Source organism: Catenuloplanes sp. NPDC051500, assembly GCF_044454585.1.
GTDB lineage: Bacteria > Actinomycetota > Actinomycetes > Mycobacteriales > Micromonosporaceae > Catenuloplanes.
Genome location: NZ_JBITDX010000012.1, coordinates 20594 through 46578, shown reverse-complemented (window position 1 = coordinate 46578; position 25985 = coordinate 20594). Strand labels below are relative to the sequence as shown.

The window sequence follows — 25985 nt, the reverse complement described above, 5'->3', positions numbered from 1 at the left end:
CGGCCCTGCCGCTTTCCCCCGAGCCCACGGACTCGCTTCCCCGCCGCGACCCCGGATCCACCGCAGCCAAAAAAGCAACGATCAAGCCCGTAGAAGCTCATCTCCCGCCTCCGCGGTGGTCCGGACCCGCATGCTCCCGCGGCCTCGGATCCGTGGCCGGTCACCGAAACCCCGGTGCGCCATCGACGTCCCTGACGGTGCGCAGCAGGCCGGGGCAACCCAGGACCACGGGTTGTTTCCGGCCACGGCGGAACCGGCTCCGAGCGACGAGCAGAGCGCCAGCGGAGCCCTCTCGGCATCTTCCCGGCCGTGCTTGCGAAGAACCCGGAGCTGGCGACGTGAGATTTGCCCGTGGGAGCACCTCTATTGCCCATTCGGGCCGCCTGGGGACTGACGATCGAATGGACTTGGGCGTGGTGAGTGGTTTCAGCTGTTCATTGTGGTTGCGGAGGCGAGAGCAGCACTGCCGCCGTCTCAGCGGCTGCGGGCGAAGCGGCTGCGGGCGAAGCGGCTGCGGGCGAAGCGGCTGCGGGTTGAGACAGCTTCGAGTTGAGGCAGCTTCGAGTTGAGGCGTGGGTGGGTGCAAGGGCTGGCACCGAGGCCGCGACTTCCGCAAGTATGCGGGCCTGTCGTGGCACTTCGGCAGGTCTCAGGGCCGGGCACGAACGCGGAGCCACACCGGATCCGCATATATCAGGACACACCCCAGCGCTCACGACCCGCCTCATGTGGAGATCCGCGGTCAGTGTCCAGGCAGGTTCGGGCGCTGCGCGCCCGATATTTCGTCATATAGAGGCCGCCTTGTGCGTTCGTCCTGAAGCCGAAGAGGCAGGAAGGCTCACGTCAAGATCCTTGCGGCTCTGGTGGCCCTTATCCGAGCGCAATAAGGGCCACCAGAGCCGCAAGGATCTTGCATCCCGCCAGATGGACGCGAGATCTCACACAACGAACCCATCTCGGCGTGGAACGCCCGACCTGCCGTTGTCTCTGGCGCGGCGACACGGGAGAGCCAAGATCAACTGCCCCTTCGGCAAGCTCGCGGCTTCGGTGCCGGCCCTTGCCACCACCCAGACCGAGACCAACCGCCCTCCCGCCAGCCCACGACTCCGGCGCCGGCCCTTGCCACCACCCAGACCGCAGCCGCCCTGACCAGCCACCGCTTAGACGATGACCGCGCTACCCCCGCGTGCCGCGAGACCGCCGACCAGAGCCGGAACGACCCACCACACTCCCGGCCTCGATGCCAGCCCTTCGATCGTCAGGCCCCAGACCGCCCGAATGGCAACAGAGCCGGGAGCAAGCGAGCCGTACCACCGCGGGAGCGGGAAGACGAACCAGATCTGGGTATTCCGGGTCTCTCAGGCGCGGCGGGGGGCCTCGCCGAGCGACTGCTTCTCGATGCTTGTGGGGGTGAACCAGAAGTACTGGGCCTCCGGGCCGTTGCCGAGCAGGACCGCCATGTCGACGTTGAGGCGCTGGAAGAGCTTGACGTCGCGGCCGGTGAGGCGGAGCGGGGCCGCGCCGATCGTGGCCTCGGTGGCGTTGAGGCGCTGGACCACGGCCAGGTCCGCCGAACGGAGCAGCGTGGCCACGCCCGGTACCAGTTGCTGGATCACGGTGAGGCGGGCCTGCCAGGGCTGGAGCGGATGGGTAAGCGCCGACTCGGCCGCCTCCGGGTGCACGTCGACCACGTGCAGTACCGGCTGGACTGCCGTGCCGGACGGGATGGAGCCGGGATTGGCCAGACCTTGGACCAGCATCAGCCGGTCGGGGCGCCCGGTCGCCCACTGGCCGAGGTTCTGCCACTGGTCCGGGGCGTGCGAGCTGACCACGACGCGCGCGCCGACCGCGAGCGCGCGGAAGACCACCAGGCGGGCGGCCCACCAGTTGCCGATCAGCGCGACGTCGGTGCCCTCGGGGCGGAAGACCTGCACGGGCACGGGCGCGCCGTTGCGGTCCCGGCCGAGCAGCAGGCCGCCGCGCGGCACGGGCGCTGTGAGCGGTGCGAGCGCGGCCGGCTCGGTGGTGAACCGTCCGGTGACGGCGTGCAACTGGGTCATCCGATCGCTCCTCCCGTGGGCGCGGACGCGTAGATCGCCGCGGCGTGCTGACCGTCGAGCCGGCGGAGTTGGATGCCGCTCTGGTTGAAGATGCCGACGACCGCGGAGAGCGTCTCGGCGGCGGTGGTCGCGCGCGCCGCGATGTCCACGATGGCCTGCATGCGCAGGTCGCCGTCCTGCTGGCGGTTGAGCACGACCGCGACGGTGGCGGAGAGCGCGCCGACCTCGGTCAGCCGGCGGGCCGCGACGGCCAGGCCGCCGGGCGAGAGCCGGGTGGCGAGGAAGCCGACGTGGACCGCCTCGGTGCCCTGCCAGCCCGCCCAGTTCTCCCGCTGGACCTGCTGGGCCGGGACCGGGCCGCCGCCGGTGACGGCCGCGCCGGTGAGGCCGGCCACGCTTGCGACGGCCGCGGTCAGCTCGGTCGCGGTGAGCGCGTGGGAGACGAAACCGGCGCTGTCGAGCGTCTTGCCGATCCGGCCGAGCAGCGCGGCGAGCGCCTTGTGCACGCCCTCCGGGCCGCCGCCACGACTGGCGCTGGCGGCGAGCGCGTCGGCCGGGCGCAACCGGGCCGCCACCCAGACGCGGGAATCGGCCGGGATGGGAAGACCACCGAGCAGCTCACGGTACGACTGGACGGCCGGGGCCGAATGGTCGAGGAACGAGGTCGGCGCCGGCACCAGGTGCGTCACCACCTGGAGCGCGGAGACCGGCAGCGCGGACTCGGCGAGGATGCGGCCGACCCGGTCCAGCCCGAGCCCGGCATCTGTCACCGAATCGTTACCCGCATTGACCGCGAGGGCGACGAACCAGCCCATGTCATCGCGCCCGACACCGATCGGCGTGCCGCGCTCGCGAATCTCGGTCACGGCCAGGTGCGGGCTCAACGCGGCGAGTTCCCGGTCCGGCTGCCCGGCGGCGGCCCGCGCGCGCTCCTTGAACCGGCGGTTGACCACGCGGTGCTCGAACCACCAGCGACCCTTGAGCCGAAGGAACGCCAGGACCAGCAGAATCACCGCCAGGACCGCGGCCGCGGGCAGTGCCCAGGCCGGTCCGCCGAGCGACGCGAGCACGGCCACCACGGCCACCTCGACACAGACCAGCTGTGCCACTGACAGGCCGCCCAGGTGTCCGCGCCGTCGCTCGGACGGCAGCGGTGGCGCGACCCGTCGCCCCGTATCGGTCATGGTCATCCCCGTGTGCCCTCCTCGCGCGAACGCCTTCCGGCCGGTCATCCGGGTCCTGCGGAGCACCGCAGGTCCCCCGGCCCTACCGGCGGACCCTTATCGTAGGGACGCGCGCGACACGGCGGGAACCGCTGCCATTCGCGGCACCGTTTCAGGAGGGGCCGCGACACGGGGGGACCGTGGTATTCGCGGCACCGCTTCAGGAAGGATTGTGGATGCGTACCCGGCGTGATCAGGTCCAGGCGTACCGGTTCGTCACCCGCCGCATCGTATCGGCGTTGGTCTCCGGCGAGCCCGAGTCCAACGACCTGCCGATGCGGCGTCTCGGGCTGGCGCTTGTCGGCAGCGTGATGGTGGCCGGGCTGGTGCTCGGCGGCTTCGGCGCCTACGGGTTGCTCACCGACAACAGGGCGCCGCTCGCGGACGACAGCCTGGTGATCGACAAGGACACCGGCGCGAAGTACGTCTACCTCACGAAGCGGCTGTTCCCGGTCGCCAACTACGCGTCCGCACGGCTGATCCTCGGCACCGAGAACCCGACCATCCGCCGGGTGTCCTCAGGTTCGCTGAAGGGCATGCCCCGCGGCCGCACCGTCGGCATCGTCAACGCGCCGGACGCGCTGCCCGACCCGAAGAACCTGTCCGGCAACGTCTGGCGGGTCTGCTCGAACCTGACGCTCACCGAGGGCAGCGTCCCGGTGAGCAGCCTGGTCGTCGGCCAGTCGCTGAGCGGCGCGGGGGCGCTCGGGGACGAGGCCGTACTGACCTACTTCGAGGACAATTCCGGCCAGCTCAACTACTACCTGGTGTGGAACAGCATGCGGCTGAAGGTGCCGCAGACCACGGCCGTGAACCTGGACGATCAGAAGGCGGTAAAGGTCTCCGAGCAGCTGATCAACGCGATCCAGGCCGGCCCGGACCTCAAACTGCCGCAGGTCTCGGGCATGGGCTCGCGGTTCTCCGGCACTGTGGGCGGCAGCCAGGCCGTGATCGGCAACGTGTACCGGGTCGGCGACCAGGCGTACGTACTCACCCAGTCCGGCCTCTCCCGGATCGGGAACCTGACGGCGGAGCTGCTCAAGAACAACGGGCGGGACGAGCTGGACACCACCGCGGTGGAGGCGGAGCGGCTGAAGACGGACACCCGGATCGAGCCGGAGGGCTTCCCCGGCGAGATGCCGAAGCTCAGCAAGACCGTGACGACGACAAGCAACGGCGCGATCTGCAACTTCTACGACGTGGGCACCGGCAAGAGCGTCGTCGAGGTGTACGCGACCCGCCCGGCCGAGCTGACGGCCGGGCTGGACACCAGCAACAGCCTGTCGGTGCCCGGCGCCACCGCCGCGGTCGACCGGGTGCTGCTGACCGGCGGCTCGGGCGCGCTGATCCAGTACTCGCAGAACGGCAAGGCGGCGCCGGGCAACACCGTGTTCCTGCTCACCGACAGCGGCCGCAAGTACCCGCTTGGCACCGAGGGTGGCAGCGCACTTGACGCGCTCGGCTACAAGGGGGCGACGATCTCGCCGGTGCCGGCCGCGCTGGGGGAGCTGATCGAGGTCGGACCGACGCTGCAGATCAGCACCGCGCGACAGTCCGTGACGAATACGCCGACAACCGGATAGTTCAGACACCAGCCGGGCGGCCGGTGCACCGATGTGCACCCATTGGTTACGCTGGCACTTCGGGGTAGCCGCGCGGGGTCGTCGATGTCTGTCAGTCGATGTCCGTGACTCGCCGCCGTCCCGAACAGATCCAGACGATCGGATTTCGCTTGAAGACGGGGAGGCGATAGCCATGAGTCCGGCTGATGGTGCAAACACCACTGTAGACGTCGATTCACTGCAGGAGTTCCAGGACCAGCTGAGACTGCGCCTGAGCGAGATCGACCACGTGATCAACGTGATGAGCAACCGGATGAGTTCGTCGTTGCCCATCGGGACGTTCCACCACGCGGCGCAGATCTCCAGCAACTACACGAGGCGGTGGGCGCAGCACCTTGCGAACGCGAACCGGCTGCGGACCGCGATCGTGGCCACACAGACGGCCACTGCCGAGATCCTGAAGAACTACACCACGACCGAGCAGCTCAACGAGGTCAGTGCCAACGAGATCGCCTCGACCGTGGGTGACCTCGGCACGCCGCTGCGGGAGACGAAGCATGTCTGATCTGACGTCGTACTACGAGGGCGAGAGCCACGAGACGCTCTACACGCAGCTACGGGCGGGTGACCCGGCGTCGGTCACGGCAGCGAGCGACCACTGGAGCACTGTCGAGTCCACCCTCGGCGACATCGCCACCGCGTTGACCCGCGATCTGGGGTCGCTCAACGAGAAGTGGAGCAGCGCCTCGGGTGACGAGTTCACCCAGCGGGTGCAGACGGTCGTCGACTTCGCCGCGGAGAACGCGCGGGGCGCCGGCTACGTCAAGACCTCGCTGGCGTCGTTCGCCACCGAGCTCAAGGCCGCACAGGCCAAGGTGGACGACCCGGCGGACACGAACGACAGCGACAGCGCGAAGGGTGGCGCCGTGATCGGCGCGGTGGTGGGCGGCGCGCCCGGCGCCGTGCTCGGCGGCTACCTGGGCCACGAGCGCGACGAGGAGCAGCGGGAGAAGGCGAAGGCGCGCACGGTCGAGCTGATCGCCGGCCTCGCCAGCGACTACCAGCTGGACTGGGCGTCCGGCGGCGTCACGCCGCCGCAACCGCCGGCGAAGCTGCCCGGCAGTGTCGACAACAACGGCGCCGGCGACAAGCACGGCCCGGGCGCCAGCAACGTCGGCTCCATCGGCGGCGCCGGCGGCACCAGCTCCTCCGGCTCCGGCACGAAGAGCGCGCCGGGCAGCCCGTCGCTTGTCGCGGAGCTCGGTGACGGTGACGGCACCGGCGGCACCGCGGGGACCGTACCGTCCACGTCGCTCTCCGGTGTCAACGGTGGCAGCGGCGCGGGCGGCAGCGGCGGCACGACCGGCGGCCTCACGCCCGGCAGTGGCTCCAGCGGCGGCAGCGGCCTCGGCGGCGCAGGCCTGGCGCTCGGCGGCCTGGCCGCGGGCGCGGGTGGTCTCGCGGCGGGCGCGCTCGGCCTCGGCGCCGGCCGGTCCGGTGCCGGCACCGGCGCTGCGGGGTCAGCGAGCGCCTCCTCGGGCGCGCGGCCCGGCACCGGTGGGGCCGGCGCGGGCAAGGGCGCCGGCACAGGTGGCGCCGGTTCGGGCAAGGGCGGCGCGGGCGGCCTGGGCAAGGACAAACTCGGCGTGCCGCGACAGGGCGCCGGCCTGGACGGCCAACACGGCCCGCAGAACCGCAACGCGGCCGGTGGGCGCAATGCAGCAGGTGGGCGCGGTGCGGCAGGCCGTGGCGTCAACGGCCAGGAGGACGAGACCGAGGAGCACACCACCTGGCTGACCGAGGACGACATGGTGTGGGGTCAGGACGACTCCGCTCCCCCGCCGGTCCTCGGCGGCAGGTAGGAAGCAGCGGCACGAAAAGCACGCCCGGCGGTTACACCGCCGGGCGTGTGCTGTTCAGGCCGGTTTGCCGAGCGGGACGGTCAGCACGGCCTCGGTACCGCCGCCGTCGCGGTTGCGCAGCTCGATGGTGCCGCGCAGCTCACCTGTCGCGAGCGAGCGGACGATCTGCAGGCCGAGCCGCCCGTCGCGCCCGTCCACGAAGCCCTCGGGCAGCCCCTGGCCGTTGTCCGCGACCGTGACGAGCAGCTGCTTGCGCTGCCGCTGCACGGTGACCACCACCTCGCCGACCGGCTCCACGGCCTCCTTCGGGATGGTGAGGTCCGCCGGGTCCACCGGGTCCTCGTCCCTGGCCGGGAAGCCGTGCTCGACCGCGTTGATCAGCAGCTCGTTCAGCACCATGACGAGGCTTGTCGCGGTCTCCGCGACGAGCACGCCGAAGCTGCCCTCCCGCCGGATCGCGACGGTGAAGTCGGTGGCCGCGACCTCGGTGGCAGCGGTGGCGACCCGGTCCAGGATGCCGTCGAACTCCACTGTCTCGTTGCCGTTGCCGGTCATCGAGAGCGTCTCGTGCACAAGCGCGATCGACGCGACCCGCCGCACCGACTCCTCAAGGGCGGACTTCGCCACCGCGCTGTCCACCCGGCGGGCCTGCAGGCGCAGCAGCGCGGCCACTGTCTGCAGGTTGTTCTTCACCCGGTGGTGGATCTCCCGGATCGTCGCGTCCTTGGTGACAAGCGCGCGGTCCCGGCGACGGACCTCGGTAACGTCGCGGACCAGCACCAGCGCACCGATCGGCACACCGGCCGGCATCAGCGGCAGCGCGCGCAGCAGCACTGTGGCGCCGCGCGCCTCCATCTCGCGCCGGGCCGGCGCCTCACCGCGCAGCGCGGACAGCATCTTGGCCGTGATGTCCGTGCCGTCCAACGGATCCCGGGCGAGGCGGCCGGTCAGCGCCGGCAGGTCCTCACCGACCAGATGCGAGGAGAAACCCAGCCGGCGGTACGCGGACTGCGCGTTCGGGCTGGCGTAGGTGACCCGGCCGCTGGCCGCCAGGCGGATCAGCCCGTCCCCGACGCGCGGCGCGGACGTCGTCTCCCCCGGATGCCGGGCCGGCGGGAACGTGCCGTCCGCCACCATCTGCGCCAGGTCGTCAGCGGTGGTGAGGTAGTTCAGCTCCAACTGCGAGGGCGTGCGCGCGGTGGAGAGGTTTGTGTCCCGGCCGATGATCGCGATGACCTCGCCGGGCTCTCCGTCCGCATCCCGGGTGCGGACCGGGATGGCCTCATGGCGCGCCGGGGTCTCGCCGTACCAGACCGGGTCGCCCTCGCGCCAGATGCGGCCCTGGTGGTGGGCGATGACCAGGTGAGCGACCTCGGCACCACCGATGATCCGCCCGACCTGGTCGTCCTGGTACGCCGTGGGCCCGGTCGTCGGCCGTACCTGCGCCACGCACAGGAAGGACCGCATGGTGCTCCCGTCCCCGACCGCCACCCAGAGCAGCAGGTCAGCGAACGAGAGGTCGGACAGCAACTGCCAGTCGCCGGCCAGCCGGTGCAGATGATCGATGTCGGTGGAGGAGAGCTTGGTGTGCTCCTCTACAAGATCGCGCAGCGTGGACACCCGCTTAGCTTTCCATAGAGTTTCTGGTCGTCGCTCCGCTCCTCCGGGCTCGTCGCCACTCCCGGCGATGACAGGCGCACTTTCGGACGAAGAGCATGTCCGAAAGTGCGCCTGTCATCTCTGGTCGCCCGCGCCTCACGTGGGTGGCCGGTGATCAGCGGGTCGGGGGCAACTTCCAAGGGCCCGGGTGGCTGAGCCGAGCGATGACCAAGATCAGAGCGTGGCGGTGACCTTCTTGAGGCCACGGGGGGCGTCCGGGTCCTCGCCGCGGGCCACTGCGAGCGCCAGGGCGAGCTGCTGAGCCGGGAGGATGTCGAGCAGCGGGGCGTAGCGCTCGTCCAGCTCCGGGATGAGGATCCGGGCGGTCGCGCCGGGGACCTCGCCGGAGCCGATCGCCACCACGTCAGCCTTCCGTTCGGTGAGCCGGCCGAGCACCTCGCTCATCGAGGCGCCGCCGGGGCCGGAGCCGACGACCGCGAGCACCGGCACGTCCGGGTCGGCGAGCGCGAGCGGGCCGTGCATCAGGTCGGCGCCGGAGAACGACAGCGACGGCAGGTAGCAGGTCTCCATCAGCTTCAGCGCGGCTTCGCGGGCGGTCGGGTACGCGTACCCCCGGCCGGTGGTGAGGATGCGTGCCGCGAAGCGGTAGCGCGCGGCAAGGTCGGTGGCGGTCCGGTCGGCGAGCACCAGTTCCGCATGTGCGGGCAGGGACTCGAGCACCGCGCGTTCCTCGGCCGGCAGCGCACCGTCGCCCGCCCGGATGCCCTCGATCAGCATGAGCAGCGCCTGCAGCTCCGCCACGTAGGACTTGGTGGCCGCGACCGCGCGCTCGTGCCCGGCCGCGACGTCGATCACGTGCTCGGCCGCGTGGGCCAGTGGCGAGTCCGGCACGTTGACGATCGCGACGGTGAGCGCGCCGGACGCGCGGGCCACCCGCATCACCTCGGTGAGGTCGGGCGAGCCGCCGCTCTGGCTGACGCCGATGACAAGCGCGTGCCGGAGATCCGGCCGGGCGCCGAAGACCGTGATCGCGCTTGGCGAGGAGCTGCTGGCCGGCAGCCCGAGCCGGATCTCGGTGAGGTAGGCGCCGTAGAGCGCCGCGTGGTCGGACGTGCCGCGGCCCACGAAGACGACGTGCTTCGGGTCGCGGGCGACGACCGCGGCGGCGACGCGGGCGATCGCGTCCGCGTACGGCGCCTCGAGCAGACGGGCGATGCCGGCCGGCTGCTCCGCGATGTCGGCGGCCATGCCGGCCCCGGGCTGCACCTCAGGCATTGCTGACTCCTCTTCGGTAACGCACACAGGATGATCAGTTCATGCTCAATGCTGCACGAAAACGCGCAACTTCGCAACGTTCTGCGCAACAGCGGCAGGGGTGGATACGTGCGGCCCGAAGTGCCATAGGCTGCGGTTCAGGGGTAACGATCAACGAGCGGACATACGCCTTAACAAGGGACATAAGGCTTTGAGTGAGGGGATAGGCGACCCACGCCTCTCCGCGGAGGGTGAACTCGCCCTGGCTCGGATGGCGCTCGACGAGGCCGACTTCGGGCATGCCGCGGACCACGTCGCCGGCGCGCTCGTGCACGCGCCGACCATGCCCGAGGTGCACGAGGTGCTCGCCAAGCTCGCGGCCCGGACCGGCGGCGCGCTCGACCTCTACCCGATCGGCGACCACGTGTTCATCGGCGCCGTGGTGGCGCGCGGCCATCTGCTGGCAGCGGCCGGGAAACCGGGCGAGGCGCTCGAGCTGCTGGCCGCCGCGACCGGGCACGTGCCGACCGTGGACTGGGCCGGCGTCCCCTGGGTCTCGGACCCCGAGCTGGCCACCCGGATCGACCCCGACCAGCTGGCCCGCACGGTCATGCAGGTGTGCGCGGGCGTGCCCGACCCGGTGCCGGACGAGCAGCGCGGGCCGCTGCTGCCCTACCTGCGGCTCGCGAAGCACGCGGCGCAGGCCCACCCCCGGCACGCGCTGCTGCTCGGCGCCGCGTCCGCGCTGGCCCGGCGGATGGGCGAGACCGCACTCGCGATCGACTGGGCGCAGCGCGGCGTCCGGGTCAGTCCCACCAAGCTTGGCGAGGTCTGGCTCGGGTACGCGTTCCGCAGCGCCGGCCGGACCAAGGAGTCGATCGCCGCGCTCCGCCGGGCCGTCGCGCACGACCCCGCCGACCTCTCCGTCTACGCCGACATCGCCGGCACGCTCGCGGACAGCGGCCAGCTCGACGAGGCGATCCGCTGGATAGACGACGCGCTCAGCCGGGACGCGGAGTTCGACTGCGCGGTGCACACCGCGCACCGGCTGCGCTACCGCCGCGACGGCAAGCTTGGCCACCTGGTCGCGCTTGCCGACTTCCAGCGGCACCACCCGGACGACTCGCACGAGCACACCGACCTGGCCGAGTGCTGCCAGGACCGGCCGTGGCTGGGCCGGCTCCCGGCCGCGGGCGAGGCGGTGATCAACGTGCTCCGGCAGATGCTGGAGACCGAGGGGCCGATCACCGGTGGCCGGCTGCGGCTGAGCAACCTGGAACCGCCGTCCGCGATGCGCACGGTGAGCGCCGCGCTTCCGGACATGGCGGTGGTGGTGGAGAAGGTGCCGTCGCCGGACATCCGGCACCCACGGCGTACCGGTGCGAAGTCGGTCTGGGAGTTCTTCGACACGGATGCGATGCCCGCGTTGCGCGAGCCGTCCGAGGCCGCGGCCGAGCGGATCCGGCAGATAGCGCTGCCGGCCTGGCCGCACCCGCCGGCCGCCTACGACGCCGCGGTCGCGCTCGCACTGCTGGAGACGGACGATCTGCTGGCGCTGCTTGTCCACCCGCCGGCGCCGCCCGGTACCGAGCTGGGCGCCGCGCTGGCCACCCACGACCCGTCGCTCTGGGTGCGCAGCGTGCAGGTCTGGGCCTGCCTCGGCCTGCTGCACCACCGCACGGACGAGCCCTGGGAGACCAGCACCAGGCGCCGGATCCTGGTCGAGCTGGCCTGGGGCGTGGAGGACTGGATCACCGAGGCCGCGCTGTTCGCGCTGGTCACGGCCGCGTGGGTGACACCTGAGGTGCGCGCGGACGTGGCGGTGCTGATGCGCGAGCGGCTGGCCGACATCGCCGTGGTGGTACGCCAGCGCCCGGTCACGATCGCCTGGTCGGTGGCGCAGCTCGCGCTCGGCACGCCGGAGCTTGACGCGAAGACCGAGCTGGTGGCGCGCGCGATCATCGCGGCGGAGCGCCCGGTCCAGGAGACGCCGGCCCCGCCGGTGCGCAAGGCCGGGTTCCTCAGGCGGCTGTTCAGGCGATGACGGCGATCAGGTCGCCCTCCTGGACGACGTCGCCCTCGGCCACCTTCAACGTCACCACCCCGTCGTCCTCCGCGATGACCGGGATCTCCATCTTCATCGACTCCAGGATGACCAGGGTGTCGCCGTCGCTCACGGTGTCGCCCTCCTTCGCCACGACCTTCCAGACGTTGGCCACCATCTCAGCGTGGATCTCGGACACCCGGACCTCCCTTAATCGTCGTTAACCCATCCAACCATGGCGCGGGCGCTCGCAGGCCGCGCTCGCAGGCCAACTACCATCGGGGGCGGATCCGACGATGAGAGGAGGGCTTCGGCATGGCTAAGAAGTCCCGCAAGAAGAAGGCCCGTAAGAAGAGCGCTGCGAACCACGGCAAGCGCCCCAACAGCTGAAGACACGAAAAGGCCGCCGCCCCGGTACGTACGGGGACGGCGGCTTTTTTGCTGTCTCAGTCGGGCAGGTACTCCCGGGTGCCGGCCTCCACGGACAGCTCGGACAGCCTGGTGCGGAGGCGGGAGCGCAGTTCCTCGGGCGCGGTCTCGTCACCGCAGCAGCGGGACACCAGCGCCTTCACCTCCTGCTCGATGCCGAACTCGCGGAGGCAGGGCGAGCACTCGTCCAGGTGCTCGCGGATGACCTCGCGGCGCCCGTCCGCGCACTCCAGGTCGAGGTAGAGGTACACCTCGTCGAGGACCTCGTTGCAGTCCGTCTCGTGTGGCTCGCCGCAACTCATCGCGTCACACCTCCTGCGCTGCCGGCGACTCCGGGGCCCGGTTGAAACCCCGGTCCGCAGCGTAGCGCTCCAACAGCTTGCGGAGGTTGCGCCGGCCACGGTGCAACCGGGACATCACGGTCCCGATCGGCGTCCCCATGATGTCGGCGATCTCCTTGTAGGAGAAGCCCTCCACGTCGGCGAGGTAGACCGCGAGCCGGAACTCCTCCGGGAGCTGCTGCAGCGCGTCCTTGATGTCGCTGTCAGGAAGCCGTTCCAGCGCTTCGGTCTCGGCCGACTTCAGCCCGCTTGACGTGTGTGACTCCGCCTCGGCGAGCTGCCAGTCCGTGATCTCCTCGGTCGGCGCCTGGATCGGCTGACGCTGACGGCGCCGGTACGAGTTGATGTACGTGTTGGTGAGGATGCGGTACAGCCACGCCTTGAGGTTCGTACCCTCCTCGAACTGGTGGAAGGCGGCGAACGCCTTCAGGAAGGTCTCCTGCACCAGGTCTTCGGCATCCGCCGGATTACGCGTCATGCGCAGGCCCGCGGCGTACAACTGGTCGACGAACGGCATCGCATCACGCTCGAAGCGCGCGCGCCGTTGGTCGGTCGTCTCCGCTCGGGTCACCCGGTTGTCTCCCCTCCGCTGTCCCGCAGAGGATACGTGGAGAGTCCCGGCAATGGATTCTGAAACGTCGGGTGTCGGCTGTGTCACCCGGCCGGTAGTCGTCAACACCGACAATTCACCCCGGTCACCGGCCCCTGCGGGCCACGTGGGCCCGTTCAGCAGCACCTTGATGCGGTCGGTGCCGGAAGCCGCCCGGTCTGGGTCACGCACTGCGGATCGCACAGGATCCACCCCTTCCGCTTCGTTGCATCCGGGGGCTGTAACCACGGTTCCGCCGTCGGCATTCCACGAGTGATCCGCGAGTCATTCCGCCCAGCCGCGACCGCGTAGCCAGCCGACGACCGCGGCCGCGATGCCGGGCGGATCGCGCTTCAGGTCGTGGGTCTCGCCGGGACGGACCAGCACCTCCACCGTGCCGCCGGCCTCCGGCACGCCGAACGCGTCCCGGTCGCCGTTGATCACAAGCGTGGGCAGGCCGGTCGCCAGCTCAGGCGCGCGGCTCTTCTCCGGCTTCCCGGGCGGGTGCAGCGGGAAGGCGAGCGCCACGATCGCGGCCGCGTCAAGCGCGAGGGCGGTGCGGCAGGCGACTCGGGAGCCGCTGGACCGGCCGCCGAGCAGCAGCGGGCCGGGGTGTTCCGCGCGGAGGTGGCGTACCACCTCGGTGAAGGCCTCGTCCAGGTGACCGGCGGGCGCGGGCGCGCGGCGGCCGGCCATCCGGTACGGCTGGGTGACCCGGGCCACTGTCACCCGGGCCTCGCGGGCGGCGTCGCGGAGCGCGACCAGGTCTGGCGCGTCCACCCCGCCGCCCGCGCCGTGGCCCAGCACCAGCAGGCTCACGGGCGCGGCCTCGGGAGTGTCGATGTCCACCCGGGCCGGCCCGCGAGCCGTGCCGATCGTCAACGAATGCATGGTCCGATCATCCTCCGCGCGCCCCACGCACGCGGGAAGACCGTCACCGCCCCAACGGCACCAAGGTCAGCAATCTGTCGCCGCCGACCTGCTCCTCGTCGTCGTCCCGCACCTGTTCCTGCCAGACCCGGAGCATGGCGCGGCGCTCACGTGGCGTCGTGCCGCCCCAGACCCCGTGGCAGTCCCCCACCTCCAGCGCCCACGCCAGGCACGCGCCCTGCACGTCGCAGGACCCGCACATGGCGATGGCCGTGTCCGCCGGCTCGTTCGGAGCCGGAAAGAACGTCTCCGGATCGACGCTCTGGCAGACCCCGCGGGTCCGCCACGCCTCGTCCAGCCGTCTCTCGTCGAGGGCACGTAGCAGCCGCGCATCCTTGCGAGCTGCAACGACCTCCTGCGGGCGTGGCATGCGCGCCCGTGTCATTCACCCACCTCCCCCGTGGGGCCGGCAACGCTGTCTGCAATCCGCGGCGCGACTCACCGAAACCCCAATCGCGCCAACTGTCGGCGCTGTGTTGTACCGCACTTCGCGGAGGACAGGCAAGAGTTTCTATCGAACACAGGGAAATTGCCGACAGCTTTTAACAAAGAAGTCGGCAAATCCGGGCCGGTGGACCCGCCGATCAGAAGAGTGTCAATGTCGCCGGATCGTCCGGCCGGGGTCGAAGCGCGTCCGCGTGAATTGGGGCAATGAGTTCAGGACCGTCATTCCGGACGTTACCGACGGTCGCGCCGACCGGCCGCAATTCCAGACCCGCGAGATAATCGTCGGACGGCGGCGCGAGCAGCACCTCCGGATCGGCCTCCGCGCCGTCGCCGAGCCAGGCGTCCCAGCGGTCCGGCGACATCAGCAGCGGCATGCGGTCGTGCACCGCGGTGAGCGTGGAGCGTGCGGCAGTAGTGACGATGCTGCAGGTCAGAAGCTTTTTGTCACCCTCGCCCCAGACCGACCAGAGGCCGGCGAAGGCCAGCTCGCCACCGTCCGCCGGAGTCATGTAGTACGCCTGCTTGGCACCCTTGCCCTCGGGCTTGACCCACTCAACCATCCGTCGGCCGGCACCAGACAACGGCGGCGCGCGAACGACGGCGCGAACGCGCGGGACGTCGCGACCGTCTCGGCACGCGCATTGATCATGCGAGCACCAGCGCGCGGATCCTTCGACCAGGACGGCACGAGTCCCCACCGTGCGGTGTGCAGAATCCGCAGTTCACGACGGTGTGAGACGCGCACGATCGGGACCGGATCCGTCGGCGCAACATTGAATCGCGCGGTAATCGGCATTTCGGTCTCGTCCTCCGCGCCGAATAGCGCGCTGAGGTCCACGGAACTCCGGGTCGTCGCATACCTGCCGCACATGTGCCCCACGCTACGCCCGGGGTGTGACACGTTTCCCGATGTGCGAGAGAGAGACGGTCGCCAATGGACAGACACGTCAGACTGTGACTGTGGCGAAACTGACAGTTGCACGCCCTCCGACGCCGTGGCACGCGCCCACCGCAGCCGGCCCCGTCGACGCCGTCGTCCATCTCCCCGGATCGAAGTCGGTCACCAACCGCGCGCTGGTGCTCAGCGCGCTCGCGACCGGCCCGTCCACGCTCGCCTCGCCGCTGGTGGCGCGGGACAGCGCGCTGATGGTGGCCGGGCTCCGCGCGCTCGGCGCGCACGTCTCCACCGCCGTGGACGACCGCTGGGTGGTCCGCCCCGGGCCGCTGCACGGGGCCGGCGACATCGACGTGGGCCTGGCCGGCACCGTGATGCGCTTCCTGCCCCCGGTCGCGGGCCTCGCGGACGGGCGGGCCACGTTCGACGGCGACCCGCTCGCCCGGCGGCGCCCGCTCGGGCCGTTGGTCGAGGCGCTGCACGCGATCGGCGTCCGGGTGACCGGCGGCCCGGGCGGCCTGCTGCCGCTCACCGTCCAGGGTTCCGGCGAGGTGCGCGGCGGCGAGGTGGTGATCGACGCCTCCGCCTCCAGCCAGCTCGTCTCCGGGCTGCTGCTGGCCGGCGCGCGGTTCACGGACGGCATCACGGTCCGGCACCACGGGCCGCCGGTCCCGGCCGCGCCGCACCTGCGGATGACTGTCGCGATGCTCCGCTCGGCCGGCGCCGGCGTCGACGACGCCACGCCGGACGTGTGGAGCGTGGCGCCCGGCCGGCTCTCCGGGCGCGGCTGGGAGATCGAGCCGGACCTGTCCAGCGCGCTTCCGTTCTTCGCGGCCGCACTTGTCACCGGCGGGTCGGTGACGCTGCCGGGCTGGCCGCGCAGCAGCATGCAGCCGGTCGAGCAGCTGCGCGGCCTGCTCCGGCAGATGGGCGCGGAGGTACGCCTCGGCACCGGCGGGCTGACCGTGCACGGCACCGGCCGGGTGCACGGGCTGGACGCGGACCTGTCCGGCCTGAGCGAGCTGGCCCCGGTGCTTACCGCGCTGGCCGTGCTCGCCGAGTCGCCGAGCACGCTGCGCGGGATCGGGCACTTCCGCGGGCACGAGACGGACCGGCTGGCGGTGCTGGCCCGGGCGCTCGGCACGCTCGGTGCGGAGGTCACCGAGCTGGCGGACGGGCTGCGGATCAGGCCGCGGCCGTTGCGCGGCGGCCTGGTCGACACCGACCGCGATCACCGGATGGCGCACGCGGCAGCCGTGATCGGCCTGGCGGTGCCCGGCGTGGAACTGAGCGACGTAGCGTGTACCTCGAAAACGCTTCCCGAGTTCCCGGCGCTATGGTCGTCGATGATCGGGATCAATCGATAGAGGAGATCTGCGCTGACCGGCAAGAAGCGGGAGTACGACGAGGACGACGTCCGCATCCGACCGAGCAAGTCCTCCCGCCCGCGTACCCGTACCCGCCCGAAGCATGACGACGCCGTCGAGGGGTTCGTCATCGCCGTGGACCGCGGCCGCTACACCTGCATGGTCGACGACGCGCCGCTCACCGCGATGCGCGCCCGCGAGCTGGGCCGCAAGTCCGTGGTCGTCGGCGACCGGGTCGACCTGGTCGGTGACATCACCGGCAGCGCCGGCTCGCTGGCCCGCATCGTGCGCATCCGGGAGCGCACGTCAGTGCTGCGCCGCACCGCGGACGACGACGACACCACGGCCGAGGGCCGGGTCGAGCGCGTCGTGGTGGCGAACGCGGACCAGCTGGTGATCGTGAGCGCGCTGGCCGACCCGCAGCCGCGCACCGGGTTCATCGACAGGTGCCTGGTCGCGGCGTACGACGCGGACATCGCGCCACTGCTCTGCCTCACCAAGGCGGACCTGGCCGGGCCGGAGGAGGTGCTCGGTTACTACGCGGAGCTGGACCTGCCGTACGTCCTCTCCGCGCCGGGCGACGACCTCGACGAGCTGCACGCCGCCCTGGCCGGCCGCGTCTCGGTGATGGTCGGCCACTCCGGCGTGGGCAAGTCGACGCTCGTGAACCGCCTGGTCCCGGACGCGTTCCGGGCGGTCGGCATCGTCAGCGCGATCGGCAAGGGCCGGCACACATCGACAAGTGCGGTGGCGCTGCGACTTCCCGGCGAGGAGCAGAGCTGGATCGTGGACACCCCCGGCGTCCGCAGCTTCGGCCTGGCGCTGGTCTCCGCGGAGAGCCTGCTGCACGGCTTCCAGGACCTGGTCGAGGGCACCGTCGACTGCCCGCCGAACTGCGAGCACACGGAGAGCGACCCGGAGTGCAAGCTGCCCGGCTGGGTGGCGGACGGGCACGCGGACGTGCGCCGCCTGCAGTCGTACCGGCGGCTGTTGTCGTCCCGGTCGGGCGGGGACGGGCTGGAAGGGCCCGACCGAGGTTAGGCCGCCCGCCGTGATCGGATAGTTTTTCCGCCATGGCCAGCTATGCCGACGATCTCTCGCTCGCCCACGTGCTCGCCGACACCGCGGACTCCATCTCGATGGCCCGGTTCCGCGCGCTGGACCTGCACGTGGAGGCGAAACCCGACCTGACGCCCGTCTCCGACGCCGACACCGCGGTGGAGAAGGCGATCCGGGCGACGCTTGCCCGCACCCGCTCCCGGGACGCGGTGCTCGGCGAGGAGTACGGCCAGACCGAGGCCGCGGCCGGGATCGGCACCCGGCGGTGGGTGATCGACCCAATCGACGGCACGAAGAACTTCATCCGCGGCGTCCCGGTCTGGGCCACGCTGATCTCGCTGATGGAGGGCGACAAGCCGGTGGTCGGCCTGGTCTCCGCGCCCGCGCTGGGCCGGCGCTGGTGGGCCGCGACCGGGCACGGCGCGTTCGCCGGCAAGCACACCGCGGCGGCCACGCCGATCCGGGCGTCGGGCGTCAGCCGGCTGAGTGACGCGAGCTTCTGCTACTCCGACCTGATGGGCTGGGAGGAGTCCGGCCGGCTCGCCCCGATGCTCGACATCATGCGGCAGACCTGGCGAAACCGGGCCTACGGCGACTTCTACGGATACATGCTTGTCGCCGAGGGCGCGGTCGAGGCGATGGTCGAGCCGGAGCTGTCGCTCTGGGACGTGGCGGCGCTGGTGCCGATCGTGACCGAGGCCGGCGGGCGCTTCACGGACCTGAACGGGCGGCCCGGCCCGGGCGGCGGGAGCGCGGTCGCCACGAACGGCCGGTTGCACACCGAGGTGCTGGAAAAGCTCTCCTCCTCCGGGATCAGAGCACTCTGACGGGCGACCAGTTGCACCGGTGCAACTGCGGGCACGCGGGCCAGCGGTCTATCCTCGCGGGGTGATGTCGGCTGGATGGTACTTCCTGGGCGCGATGATCATCGCGTACGGCGTCGCCAACCTGCTTCAATCCATCGCGGCGACCCGGACGACCGTGCACCACACGTTCGACCCCGGGCTGCTGCTGAAACTGGCCGGCCACCGGGCGTACCTCGTGGGGCTCGGTTGTCAGATCATCGGCTTCGTGCTTGCCTTCCTGGCCCGGCGCGACCTGCCACTGTTCCTGGTGCAGGCGAGCGTCGCGGCCGGGCTCGGCGTGACCGCGGTGCTCGGCGTCGTGCTGCTCAAGTGGCGTCTGCCGCTGGCCGAGATAGCCCTGATCACCGTGCTCTTCGGCGGGATCACCGCGCTCATCATGTCCGCCCGGCCCGCGCCCGCCCGGCCGTTGCCGCTGGCCGGCGTGATCGCGCTCGGCGTCGCCGTACTCGTGATCGGCTTTCTCGGCTTCTTCGCGGTGCGACTGCACGGGCCACCGGGCTCAGTCGCGCTCGGCTCACTCGCGGGGATAGCGTTCTCCGCCGCCGCGGTCGCCGCCCGGCCGCTCGCCTCGATGCACACCGCGGCGGAGTTCCTGGCCCACCCGCTGCTCTACCTCTTGATCATCCACTCGATCGTGGGCCAGCTGCTGCTCGGTCTCGCCATGCAGCGCGGCTCCACAACTGCCGCGGTGGCCGCGATGGACGCCGCGGGCGCGGTCCCGGCCGCAATCGTCGGGCTGCTGCTGCTCGGCGACCGGATCTGGCCGGGCCGCGAGTGGCTGGCCACGCTTGGTTTCGTGGTCACCCTGCTCGCGGTGATCGGCCTGACCCGGTTCGCCGAGCCCCAACACCACCATGAGACCGCGCCGGTACGGAAACGCGTACCGCCCCCTCAAGCGAACTACGTCCCGCTCAAGGTTGCCTCAGAGCGTTCTCAAAACTGAACCCTAGGCCGGTACGGCGTGCGGGTTCAGCAGGCCCTGGTAGACCGCCTCAAGGGCCGAGGCGGTGCGCTCCCAGGTGTAGCGGCACTGCACCCGGTCGACTGCGGCATCGCCGTACGCGGTCCGCTGCACCCTCGTGCCCAGCAGCTCGCGCAGGGCATGCCCGGCCGCGCGTACGTCACCGGGCTTCACAAGTCGCCCGGTCACCTCGTCCACCACGCTCTCCGCGATGCCGCCGAACGCGTAGCCGACCACCGGCACGCCGCACGCCATCGCCTCGACCGGGACTGACCCGCCCGGGGCGGAGCGCGGTGTGCAGGCCACCACGTCCGCGGAGCGGTACCACCTGGGCATCCGCTCGTACGGCACCGGGCCGGCGAGCCGTACCCGGTCCTCCACGCCGCACCGCCGGGCCAGCTGCCGCAGTGCACGCACCACGTCAGCGTTCCCGTCGCCGCCGACGTCCCCGATGATCACCAGTTCCGCGCCCGGCACGTGCCGGAGCGCCCGGATCAGGTGATCCTGGCCGTGTCCCGGCCCAAGCCCGACCGAGAGGATCCGGCCGAACCCGTCCGTACGCGCCTCCGCCTCGCCGTCCGGCTGGAAGAGCCCGGTGTCGACGCCCGACGGAATCATCGCCACGGACGCCCGTGCGGCGCCGAGCCGGGTGAGGTCGTCGACCTCGTCCGGCGACTGCGCCACAGTCACGTCCGCCGCGCGGGTCAGCGCCCGCTCGAGCGCTATCCGCTCGCCGAGACTGGCGTCCGCCCGTCCCAGCCGCTGCTGCGCGGTGCCCACCGAGTAGAACGTCTGGACCATCGGCAGCCCGGTCCGACGTGCCGCGGTGGCGGCCGCGAGACCGCCGAGCCAGTAGTGGCCGTGTACGACGTCCGGGACCCAGCCACTCGACCATCGGTCCGCCAAACGGCGTCCGACGCCCGCGAGCTGCGCCACGAACCGGCCGGCCGGTCCGGGTGGCGCCGGTGGCGCCACCCGATGCACCACGTAACCCGACTCGGTGAATTCCTCGTCGGCTGACGCGTTGCCCCGGCATTCGAAGACGCGCACATCGTGCCCGAGCTTGGCCAATTCGGCTGCCACCCGGGAGGTTCCCGCCTCCATGGGACGGGCATTGGCCCTGATCAGGCCCACACGCATCGCAACACCTCCGCTGTTCTCAGGGGTCGAATCGGACCAGCTGAGAGCCGGTTACTCGGTAACCGAGCGGGGCCTCCGCAAAACCTCAATATCGGTATCGGTCAGGAGGTGGGACGGCCGTACCGCAGAAAAAGCAGCTCATCGTCGGTGATCACGTGTCGCAGAGCCAGCCGGCGGGGCACCGAGGCCGGGCCCGCGATGATCCGGTCCGGTCCGGGTCCGGCAAGCGTCGGGCTGAGCGTGAGACACAGCTCGTCCACCCGGTCCGCTGCGGCGAGCGCGCCGAAGAGCGTGGGGCCGCCCTCGCACAGCACGCCGGGCAGGCCCCGATCCGCCAGCAGGCCCGGCAGCGCGGCCGCGTCAAGCGTCTCATCGCCGCAGGTCAGCACGTCGGCGACGGACTCAAGCGCGCTCCTCCCAGCGGCCGGGGCGGCGTCGACCGTGATCACCAGCGGCCGGACCGGCGCGTCCGCAAACGCGGGATGCTCCGGGCCGAGACCGTGCAGGCGGGCGGAGACGACGGCCAGGCGCGGATGATCCGGAAGCCCGTGAGCGGCGCGCCAGCGGACCGCGTCCGGCGACACCCGCAGCCCGCCGTAGCCCTCCGCCCGCAGCGTCCCCGCGCCGACCAGAAGCACGTCCGCCAACTGCCGCAGCAGACCAAGAATCCGCTGGTCGTTGGCGTTGCCGAGGCCGCCGGAGCGCCCGTCGAGCGTCGCCGCGCCGTCCGCGCTGGAGACGAAGTTGACCCGCACCGACGGGCGGTCCATCGCGTAGGCCTCGACGAGGTCGGCCGTCTCCCCGATCAGGGCCCTCACGCGTTGTGCCGGGTGTAGACCGGCTCGCGCCAGCCGAGCACCGCCTCGGTGAGCCGGACCGCCGAGACCGCGGCCGGCACGTCGTGCACGCGGACGATCCGCGCGCCCTGCACGATGCTCAGCACCAGGGACGCGAGCGTGCCGGGCAGCCGCAGCCCGGCCGGAAGGTCAAGCGTCTCGCCGATGAAGTCCTTGTTCGAGACTGCGGCAAGCGTCGGATAGCCGAGCGAGGTGATCTCGTTGAGCCGCCGGCAGAGCTCAAGCGTGTGCCGGGTGTTCTTGTTCAGGTCGTGGCCCGGATCGATGATGATTCGCTCCGCTGGCACGCCGAGCGACACCGCCCGCTCGGCCCGCTCCGCCAGAAATTTTGCGATCTCCCCGGCGACATCCTGATACGCCGGCTTGGGATGCGGGGTCCGCGGCGGCGACGCCAGACTGTGCGTGATCACCAGCGCGGCCGGGCTCGCGGCGACAAGCACGGCAAGCGCGTCATCCTGCAGCCCGCTGGTGTCGTTGATGACGTCCGCGCCCGCGTCGATCGCAGCCCGCGCCACGCCGGTCCGATACGTGTCCACCGAGATCACCACGTCGCTTGCGGCCCGCACCGCCTCCACCACCGGGATCACCCGGTCCAGCTCCTCCGCCTCGGTGACCTCCGCGCCTGGGCCGAACGGCACACCGCCGATGTCGATCCAGTCCGCGCCGTCCGCGGCCGCGGCCAGCACCGCGTCCACGGCCGCCCGCAGCGCATAGGTGCGCCCCCTGTCGAAGAACGAATCAGGCGTCCGGTTCACAATCGCCATCACCGCGACCTGCCGGGAGAAGTCGAACTCTCGCGCACCGATCCGCCGCCTCGGCGACACGATCTCCGGCTCGAAGAAACTCACAGATCCAGACCCTTTTCGATCGCGTACCGGGTCAGCTCGACCCGGTTGTGCAGCTGCAGCTTGCCGAGCGTGTTCTGCACATGGTTCTGCACGGTCCGATGCGAGAGCACCAGCCGCTCGGCGATCTGCTTATAGGACAAGCCCTTCGCCACCAGGCGCAACACCTCGGTCTCCCGCTCCGTCAGCTGCGGCGCGCCGTCGTCCTCAGCCCGCGGCGGCTCCGTCGCCAGACGACGGAACTCGCCAAGCACCAGCCCGGCCAGCCCCGGCGTGAACACCGCCTCGCCCGCACCCGCCGACTCCACCGCGGCCAGGAACTCGGCCTGCCCGGCCGACTTCAGCAGATAGCCGGTCGCGCCCGCCTTCACCGCGTCCAGCACCGACTGCTGCTCGCCGCTTGCGGACAACATCAGAATGCGCACGCCCGGCAGCGCGGCCAGCAGACCGCTGATCACCTCGACGCCGCCGATATCCGGCAACTGCAGATCCAGCACCACCAGGTCCGGACGCGCCGCGGCCGCGATCCGCACCGCCTGCCGCCCCTCACCCGTCGCCGCGACCACGTCATGCCCGGCCTCGGTCAGATCCCGTGCCACCCCGTCGCGCCACATCGGGTGGTCATCCACCACCATCACCCTCACTTGGCTATTTTAGGGGTTGCCTTCTGGTCGTCGCTTCGCTCCTCCGGGCTCGGCGCCACTCCCGGCGACGATGGGCGCGCTTCAGACGAAGAGCGTGTCTGAAACGCGCCCATCGTCTCTGGTCGCCCGCGCCTCACATGGGCGGTGCCGTTTGTGGGGGGACCGGAGAAACTGCAGTAAGGGCTCTGGGGCTGAGACTCAGGGTGGCTCGAAAGGTCAAGATCAAGGTCAGGAGATTGATTTCCCAGTCTGTGGGGGGTGCTGACCGTTGCTCCCGCGGGCACCGGGCGGCCCCGAGGGGGCCTTCCTGCCGGATTCGCCGTGGTTAGGGAGAGCCCTGTCCTAGCGGCGGGGCGGGGGGTTAGGGGCAATGCCGCGTAGTTAGCGCTGGCGGTGGTCCGTCAAGAGGTGCGTGTCGGTGCGGGTAAACAGCGGAACTCCGGCTATAGAGGGGTTGTCCTCACAAGACACCCTTCGAGCCTGGAGTTCCGCTGCCTGAGCATTCTGTCATCCGACGCACGATCAGGGTTGCTGCGGGCCGGTTCGCGCCGGGCCATCTCGGCGAGTTGACGCAGGTCATCCCGTTCGAGATGGTCGACGACGTCCTCGCCGAGACCGGCACGGTCCAGGCCCGGATCAGGGACCTGCCCTCACGAGTCGTGATCTATCTCCTGCTGGCCGCCGGGCTGTTCGCCGGCTGCGGCTATGAACAGGTCTGGGCCCGGCTCACGTGTGGTCTCGAGGGCTTGACGGTCGCGACCCCGACCAGTTCCGGGCTGGCACAGGCCCGACGCCGGATCGGGGTGAAGCCCTTGCACGCCCTGTTCACCCTGCTCGCCGGCCCGCCGTCGGCCTGCCCCCGGTGGCGGGGCCTGCTGCTCTGCGCCATGGACGGCACCACCATGTCGATGCCGGACAGCCCCGCCAACCTGGCCGTCTACGGCCGGCAGACTGGTTCCCACGGCGGGTCCGGCTACCCGTTACTGCGGCTGCTCGCCGTCGTAACATGCGGCAGCCGCACCGTCGTGGGCATGGTCTTCGGCCCGATCAGCGTCGGTGAGACCACCTACGCGCCGCAGCTGCTCAGTTGCCTGCGGCCGGGCATGCTGTTGCTGGCTGACCGCAATTTCGCCGTCAAGAACCTCGCCGAACAGGTCGCCGCTACCGGCGCTGAACTGCTCATTCGCTGTAAAAACAATCGGCACCTACCCGCCGTCCGGCACTGCCCGGACGGATCCTGGCTCGCCCTGCTCGGCGGCCTCACCGTCCGGGTCATCGACGCCGAGATCACTGTCACCACCGCCGACGGCGTCCATCACCGCGGCCACTACCGGCTGATCACCACTCTGACCGATCACCGGCAGTTCCCCGCCCTGGACGTGATCACCCTCTACCACCAGCGGTGGGAGATCGAGACCGCGTTCCTGGAACTGAAATCCACCACCCTCGCAGGCCGGGTCCTACGCGCCCAGACCCCGGCCGGGATCGCCCAAGAGGTCTACGCCCTACTCACCGGCTACCAAGCTCTACGGCTGGCCATGGCCTCAGCCACCGACAGCGATCCCGCCATCAACGCGGACCGGGCCAGCTTCACCATCGCCCTCAACACCGCCCGCGACCAGGTCATCCACGCCGCCGGCATCATCGCCGGCACCACCATCGACCTCGTCGGCAAGATCGGCCGCGCTGTCCTACACCACCCACTACCCGAACGCCGATCCCGGCCCAGCCCCCGCATCGTGAAACGCGCGATCTCCAAACACCGCGCCAAAGGCGCCATCGCCCGCGGCAACCACAAAACCACCGTCACCACCACGATCAGACCCGGCTCGACAACCAGCCCCGAACCCTAACTACGCGGCATTGGGGTTAGGGGCGGGGGATGTGGAGTTCGACTTCCGTACCGTCGCCGGGGGTTGAGAAGATTTCGACTGTGCCGCCGAGGTCGGCGATGCGGCCGCGGATGGACTGTGCGACGCCGAGGCGGCCCTGGGAGGCGGCCTCCTCCAGGCGGCCGGGCGGGAAGCCGGGGCCGTTGTCGCGGATCGAGACGGTGATCGTGGAGGTGTCGTCCTCGAGCAGGACCCAGGCGCGGGCGTGCTGGCCGGCGTGGCGGGACACGTTGTCGAGGGTGGCGTTGACGGCGGCGCGGACTGCCTCGGCGGCTCGGGACGGCAGCAGCACCGGAGTGGCGGGGCTCGCGAACGAGATCGTGTCCGAGGCGAAGCGGCCGAGCACGGCGCGCAGGTCGGCGTCGCCCTCCTCGGCCGGCGGAGGGCCGGCGGGGCCGTCCGCGATCAGCATGCGGAGCTTCGCCTCCTGCTGGCCGGCGAGGCGGGCCAGCTCACCGGCCTCGCCGTCCAGGTGGGCGCCGCGCCGCTGCACCAGCGCCAGGACCTGAAGCACCGAGTCGTGGATGTCGCGGGCCAGACGCTCCCGCTCACGGGTGGCGGCCTCCAGCTGGATCGCGCGCTGCATGCGCTCCTCCGCCTCGACCGCGAGCCGCGCCACCAGGCCGACCACGAAACCGGCCAGGAGCATCAGCGCGAGACCGTTAAGCGTGGACGGGTGCAACTGGTCGCGGACCGAGATGTCGGCCGCGCCGAGCACAAGCGCGGCGGCCACGCCCCGGCGGCGGCCACCGGAGACCGCCCAGGTCAGCACGGGTGCGCCGAGCCAGGTGACGGCGAGCGTGGGCACGCCGTCGCTGAGCGCGGTCTGGCCGATCACGAAGGGACCGGCCACCACCACGGCGAGCGCGACCGCGAGGTCCACGATCAGCAGCGGCCAGCGGCGCCACTGCGGGCGGGCGAACGCGGCGGTCGCGAACGCGGTCCAGCCGACCATCAACGCGAAGACCGGGCCGGTGGCCAGCGGGTTGGCGTACTGATCCACATTGCGCACGATCAGCACCGCCACATAGATGAGCGAGGTGATCCGGTACGCGCCGATCGCCCGCCACATGGGAGCCTGTAGACCCTGTTGCACGG

At 71.2% G+C, this 25985-nt stretch carries 24 protein-coding genes and 1 pseudogene; 10 read left to right on the top strand and 15 right to left on the bottom strand.

The window, feature by feature from the left end:
- Positions 1 to 1358 precede the first annotated feature (1358 nt).
- Complete coding sequence (locus ACIA8K_RS23985) at positions 1359 to 2060, bottom strand: hypothetical protein (RefSeq protein ID WP_396062809.1); 702 nt, start codon at positions 2058 to 2060, stop codon at positions 1359 to 1361.
- Entirely contained in the window at positions 2057 to 3250 is a 1194-nt protein-coding gene (locus tag ACIA8K_RS23980) for a type VII secretion protein EccE (protein ID WP_396062807.1), read from the bottom strand. Before ACIA8K_RS23980 ends, ACIA8K_RS23985 begins: the two co-directional genes overlap by 4 nt.
- A 209-nt stretch (positions 3251 to 3459) precedes the next feature.
- Between ACIA8K_RS23980 and eccB the strand changes: the two genes are divergently transcribed.
- The 3 genes from eccB to ACIA8K_RS23965 all read left to right on the top strand — a co-directional run bounded on the left by eccB (position 3460) and on the right by ACIA8K_RS23965 (position 6707).
- Entirely contained in the window at positions 3460 to 4866 is a 1407-nt protein-coding gene (eccB, locus tag ACIA8K_RS23975; RefSeq protein WP_396062805.1) for a type VII secretion protein EccB, read from the top strand.
- A gap of 172 nt (positions 4867 to 5038) precedes the next feature.
- Positions 5039 to 5410, top strand: a complete 372-nt coding sequence (locus ACIA8K_RS23970) for a hypothetical protein (protein WP_396062803.1) — start codon at positions 5039 to 5041, stop codon at positions 5408 to 5410.
- Positions 5403 to 6707, top strand: coding sequence for a hypothetical protein (locus tag ACIA8K_RS23965; protein WP_396062801.1), 1305 nt, complete (start codon positions 5403 to 5405; stop codon positions 6705 to 6707). The genes ACIA8K_RS23970 and ACIA8K_RS23965 overlap by 8 nt, the downstream gene beginning before the upstream one ends.
- Before the next feature lie 54 nt (positions 6708 to 6761).
- Here ACIA8K_RS23965 and ACIA8K_RS23960 read toward each other — a convergent pair whose 3' ends face one another.
- Positions 6762 to 8327: a sensor histidine kinase gene (locus tag ACIA8K_RS23960; RefSeq protein ID WP_396062799.1), complete on the bottom strand. Its 1566-nt coding sequence runs from the start codon at positions 8325 to 8327 to the stop codon at positions 6762 to 6764.
- A gap of 213 nt (positions 8328 to 8540) precedes the next feature.
- On the bottom strand, positions 8541 to 9575 hold the full coding sequence (locus ACIA8K_RS23955) for an SIS domain-containing protein (protein ID WP_396063167.1): 1035 nt from the start codon (positions 9573 to 9575) through the stop codon (positions 8541 to 8543).
- A gap of 277 nt (positions 9576 to 9852) precedes the next feature.
- On the opposite strand from ACIA8K_RS23955, the gene ACIA8K_RS23950 reads away from it, so the two are divergent.
- On the top strand, positions 9853 to 11625 hold the full coding sequence (locus ACIA8K_RS23950; RefSeq protein ID WP_396063165.1) for a tetratricopeptide repeat protein: 1773 nt from the start codon (positions 9853 to 9855) through the stop codon (positions 11623 to 11625).
- Here ACIA8K_RS23950 and ACIA8K_RS23945 read toward each other — a convergent pair.
- Positions 11615 to 11803: a biotin/lipoyl-binding carrier protein gene (locus ACIA8K_RS23945; protein WP_396063163.1), complete on the bottom strand. Its 189-nt coding sequence runs from the start codon at positions 11801 to 11803 to the stop codon at positions 11615 to 11617. The two genes, ACIA8K_RS23950 and ACIA8K_RS23945, sit on opposite strands and share 11 nt — an antisense overlap.
- A gap of 137 nt (positions 11804 to 11940) precedes the next feature.
- On the opposite strand from ACIA8K_RS23945, the gene ACIA8K_RS23940 reads away from it, so the two are divergent.
- A complete protein-coding gene (locus tag ACIA8K_RS23940; RefSeq protein WP_369814844.1) occupies positions 11941 to 12015 on the top strand; it encodes a 50S ribosomal protein bL37 in 75 nt (24 codons plus the stop codon).
- A gap of 56 nt (positions 12016 to 12071) precedes the next feature.
- On the opposite strand, the gene rsrA is transcribed toward ACIA8K_RS23940, so the two are convergent.
- The 5 genes and pseudogenes from rsrA to ACIA8K_RS23915 form a co-directional block, all read right to left on the bottom strand.
- Positions 12072 to 12356: a mycothiol system anti-sigma-R factor gene (gene rsrA / locus ACIA8K_RS23935; protein ID WP_396062797.1), complete on the bottom strand. Its 285-nt coding sequence runs from the start codon at positions 12354 to 12356 to the stop codon at positions 12072 to 12074.
- A gap of 4 nt (positions 12357 to 12360) precedes the next feature.
- Positions 12361 to 13188 carry a sigma-70 family RNA polymerase sigma factor gene (locus ACIA8K_RS23930; RefSeq protein WP_396062795.1) on the bottom strand — a complete coding sequence of 276 codons (828 nt, stop codon included), beginning with the start codon at positions 13186 to 13188 and terminating at the stop codon, positions 12361 to 12363.
- Positions 13189 to 13269: 81 nt separating this feature from the next.
- Positions 13270 to 13875 (bottom strand): alpha/beta family hydrolase, encoded by a 606-nt coding sequence (locus ACIA8K_RS23925; RefSeq protein WP_396062793.1) that lies wholly within the window; start codon positions 13873 to 13875, stop codon positions 13270 to 13272.
- Positions 13876 to 13918: 43 nt separating this feature from the next.
- Positions 13919 to 14299, bottom strand: a complete 381-nt coding sequence (locus ACIA8K_RS23920) for a WhiB family transcriptional regulator (protein ID WP_396062791.1) — start codon at positions 14297 to 14299, stop codon at positions 13919 to 13921.
- 199 nt (positions 14300 to 14498) lie between these two features.
- A pseudogene (locus ACIA8K_RS23915) lies at positions 14499 to 15232 on the bottom strand (SOS response-associated peptidase).
- Between the two features lie 89 nt (positions 15233 to 15321).
- On the opposite strand from ACIA8K_RS23915, the gene aroA reads away from it, so the two are divergent.
- From aroA to ACIA8K_RS23895, 4 genes are all read left to right on the top strand, one after another.
- Positions 15322 to 16623, top strand: coding sequence for a 3-phosphoshikimate 1-carboxyvinyltransferase (aroA, locus tag ACIA8K_RS23910; RefSeq protein ID WP_396062789.1), 1302 nt, complete (start codon positions 15322 to 15324; stop codon positions 16621 to 16623).
- A gap of 54 nt (positions 16624 to 16677) precedes the next feature.
- Positions 16678 to 17664 (top strand): ribosome small subunit-dependent GTPase A, encoded by a 987-nt coding sequence (rsgA, locus tag ACIA8K_RS23905; RefSeq protein WP_396063161.1) that lies wholly within the window; start codon positions 16678 to 16680, stop codon positions 17662 to 17664.
- Positions 17665 to 17696: 32 nt separating this feature from the next.
- Positions 17697 to 18509, top strand: coding sequence for a histidinol-phosphatase (gene hisN, locus ACIA8K_RS23900; protein WP_396062787.1), 813 nt, complete (start codon positions 17697 to 17699; stop codon positions 18507 to 18509).
- A gap of 94 nt (positions 18510 to 18603) precedes the next feature.
- Positions 18604 to 19491 carry a hypothetical protein gene (locus ACIA8K_RS23895; RefSeq protein WP_396063159.1) on the top strand — a complete coding sequence of 296 codons (888 nt, stop codon included), beginning with the start codon at positions 18604 to 18606 and terminating at the stop codon, positions 19489 to 19491.
- 3 nt (positions 19492 to 19494) lie between these two features.
- Here the strand turns inward: ACIA8K_RS23895 and ACIA8K_RS23890 are convergent, their stop codons facing one another.
- The 4 genes from ACIA8K_RS23890 to ACIA8K_RS23875 form a co-directional block, all read right to left on the bottom strand.
- Positions 19495 to 20649 carry a glycosyltransferase gene (locus ACIA8K_RS23890; RefSeq protein WP_396062785.1) on the bottom strand — a complete coding sequence of 385 codons (1155 nt, stop codon included), beginning with the start codon at positions 20647 to 20649 and terminating at the stop codon, positions 19495 to 19497.
- A 101-nt stretch (positions 20650 to 20750) separates the two neighbouring features.
- A complete protein-coding gene (locus tag ACIA8K_RS23885; RefSeq protein ID WP_396062783.1) occupies positions 20751 to 21467 on the bottom strand; it encodes a pyrimidine reductase family protein in 717 nt (238 codons plus the stop codon).
- Complete coding sequence (gene folP / locus ACIA8K_RS23880) at positions 21464 to 22330, bottom strand: dihydropteroate synthase (protein WP_396063157.1); 867 nt, start codon at positions 22328 to 22330, stop codon at positions 21464 to 21466. Before folP ends, ACIA8K_RS23885 begins: the two co-directional genes overlap by 4 nt.
- 20 nt (positions 22331 to 22350) lie before the next feature.
- The gene (locus ACIA8K_RS23875; protein WP_396063155.1) at positions 22351 to 22986 is read right to left on the bottom strand and encodes a response regulator; all 636 of its coding nucleotides are present in this window, start codon (positions 22984 to 22986) and stop codon (positions 22351 to 22353) included.
- Positions 22987 to 23486: 500 nt separating this feature from the next.
- Between ACIA8K_RS23875 and ACIA8K_RS23870 the strand changes: the two genes are divergently transcribed.
- Positions 23487 to 24848, top strand: coding sequence for an IS4 family transposase (locus ACIA8K_RS23870; protein WP_396063153.1), 1362 nt, complete (start codon positions 23487 to 23489; stop codon positions 24846 to 24848).
- A 16-nt stretch (positions 24849 to 24864) separates the two neighbouring features.
- Here the strand turns inward: ACIA8K_RS23870 and macS are convergent, their stop codons facing one another.
- On the bottom strand, positions 24865 to 25983 hold the full coding sequence (macS, locus tag ACIA8K_RS23865) for a MacS family sensor histidine kinase (protein WP_396062781.1): 1119 nt from the start codon (positions 25981 to 25983) through the stop codon (positions 24865 to 24867).
- Between the last annotated feature and the right edge of the window lie 2 nt (positions 25984 to 25985).

Bases quoted from the DNA above. Each gene is read 5' to 3' on its own strand.
- rsrA (WP_396062797.1), bottom strand. From the start codon at position 12,356: ATGAGTTGCGGCGAGCCACACGAGACGGACTGCAACGAGGTCCTCGAC.
- ACIA8K_RS23955 (WP_396063167.1), bottom strand. From the start codon at position 9,575: ATGGCCGCCGACATCGCGGAGCAGCCGGCCGGCATCGCCCGTCTGCTC.
- ACIA8K_RS23965 (WP_396062801.1), top strand. From the start codon at position 5,403: ATGTCTGATCTGACGTCGTACTACGAGGGCGAGAGCCACGAGACGCTC.
- ACIA8K_RS23925 (WP_396062793.1), bottom strand. From the start codon at position 13,875: ATGCATTCGTTGACGATCGGCACGGCTCGCGGGCCGGCCCGGGTGGAC.
- ACIA8K_RS23985 (WP_396062809.1), bottom strand. From the start codon at position 2,060: ATGACCCAGTTGCACGCCGTCACCGGACGGTTCACCACCGAGCCGGCC.
- ACIA8K_RS23980 (WP_396062807.1), bottom strand. From the start codon at position 3,250: ATGACCATGACCGATACGGGGCGACGGGTCGCGCCACCGCTGCCGTCC.
- ACIA8K_RS23970 (WP_396062803.1), top strand. From the start codon at position 5,039: ATGAGTCCGGCTGATGGTGCAAACACCACTGTAGACGTCGATTCACTG.
- ACIA8K_RS23890 (WP_396062785.1), bottom strand. From the start codon at position 20,649: ATGCGTGTGGGCCTGATCAGGGCCAATGCCCGTCCCATGGAGGCGGGA.
- ACIA8K_RS23920 (WP_396062791.1), bottom strand. From the start codon at position 14,299: ATGACACGGGCGCGCATGCCACGCCCGCAGGAGGTCGTTGCAGCTCGC.
- ACIA8K_RS23895 (WP_396063159.1), top strand. From the start codon at position 18,604: ATGATCATCGCGTACGGCGTCGCCAACCTGCTTCAATCCATCGCGGCG.
- eccB (WP_396062805.1), top strand. From the start codon at position 3,460: ATGCGTACCCGGCGTGATCAGGTCCAGGCGTACCGGTTCGTCACCCGC.
- hisN (WP_396062787.1), top strand. From the start codon at position 17,697: ATGGCCAGCTATGCCGACGATCTCTCGCTCGCCCACGTGCTCGCCGAC.
- ACIA8K_RS23875 (WP_396063155.1), bottom strand. From the start codon at position 22,986: ATGGTGGTGGATGACCACCCGATGTGGCGCGACGGGGTGGCACGGGAT.
- ACIA8K_RS23950 (WP_396063165.1), top strand. From the start codon at position 9,853: ATGGCGCTCGACGAGGCCGACTTCGGGCATGCCGCGGACCACGTCGCC.
- ACIA8K_RS23945 (WP_396063163.1), bottom strand. From the start codon at position 11,803: ATGGTGGCCAACGTCTGGAAGGTCGTGGCGAAGGAGGGCGACACCGTG.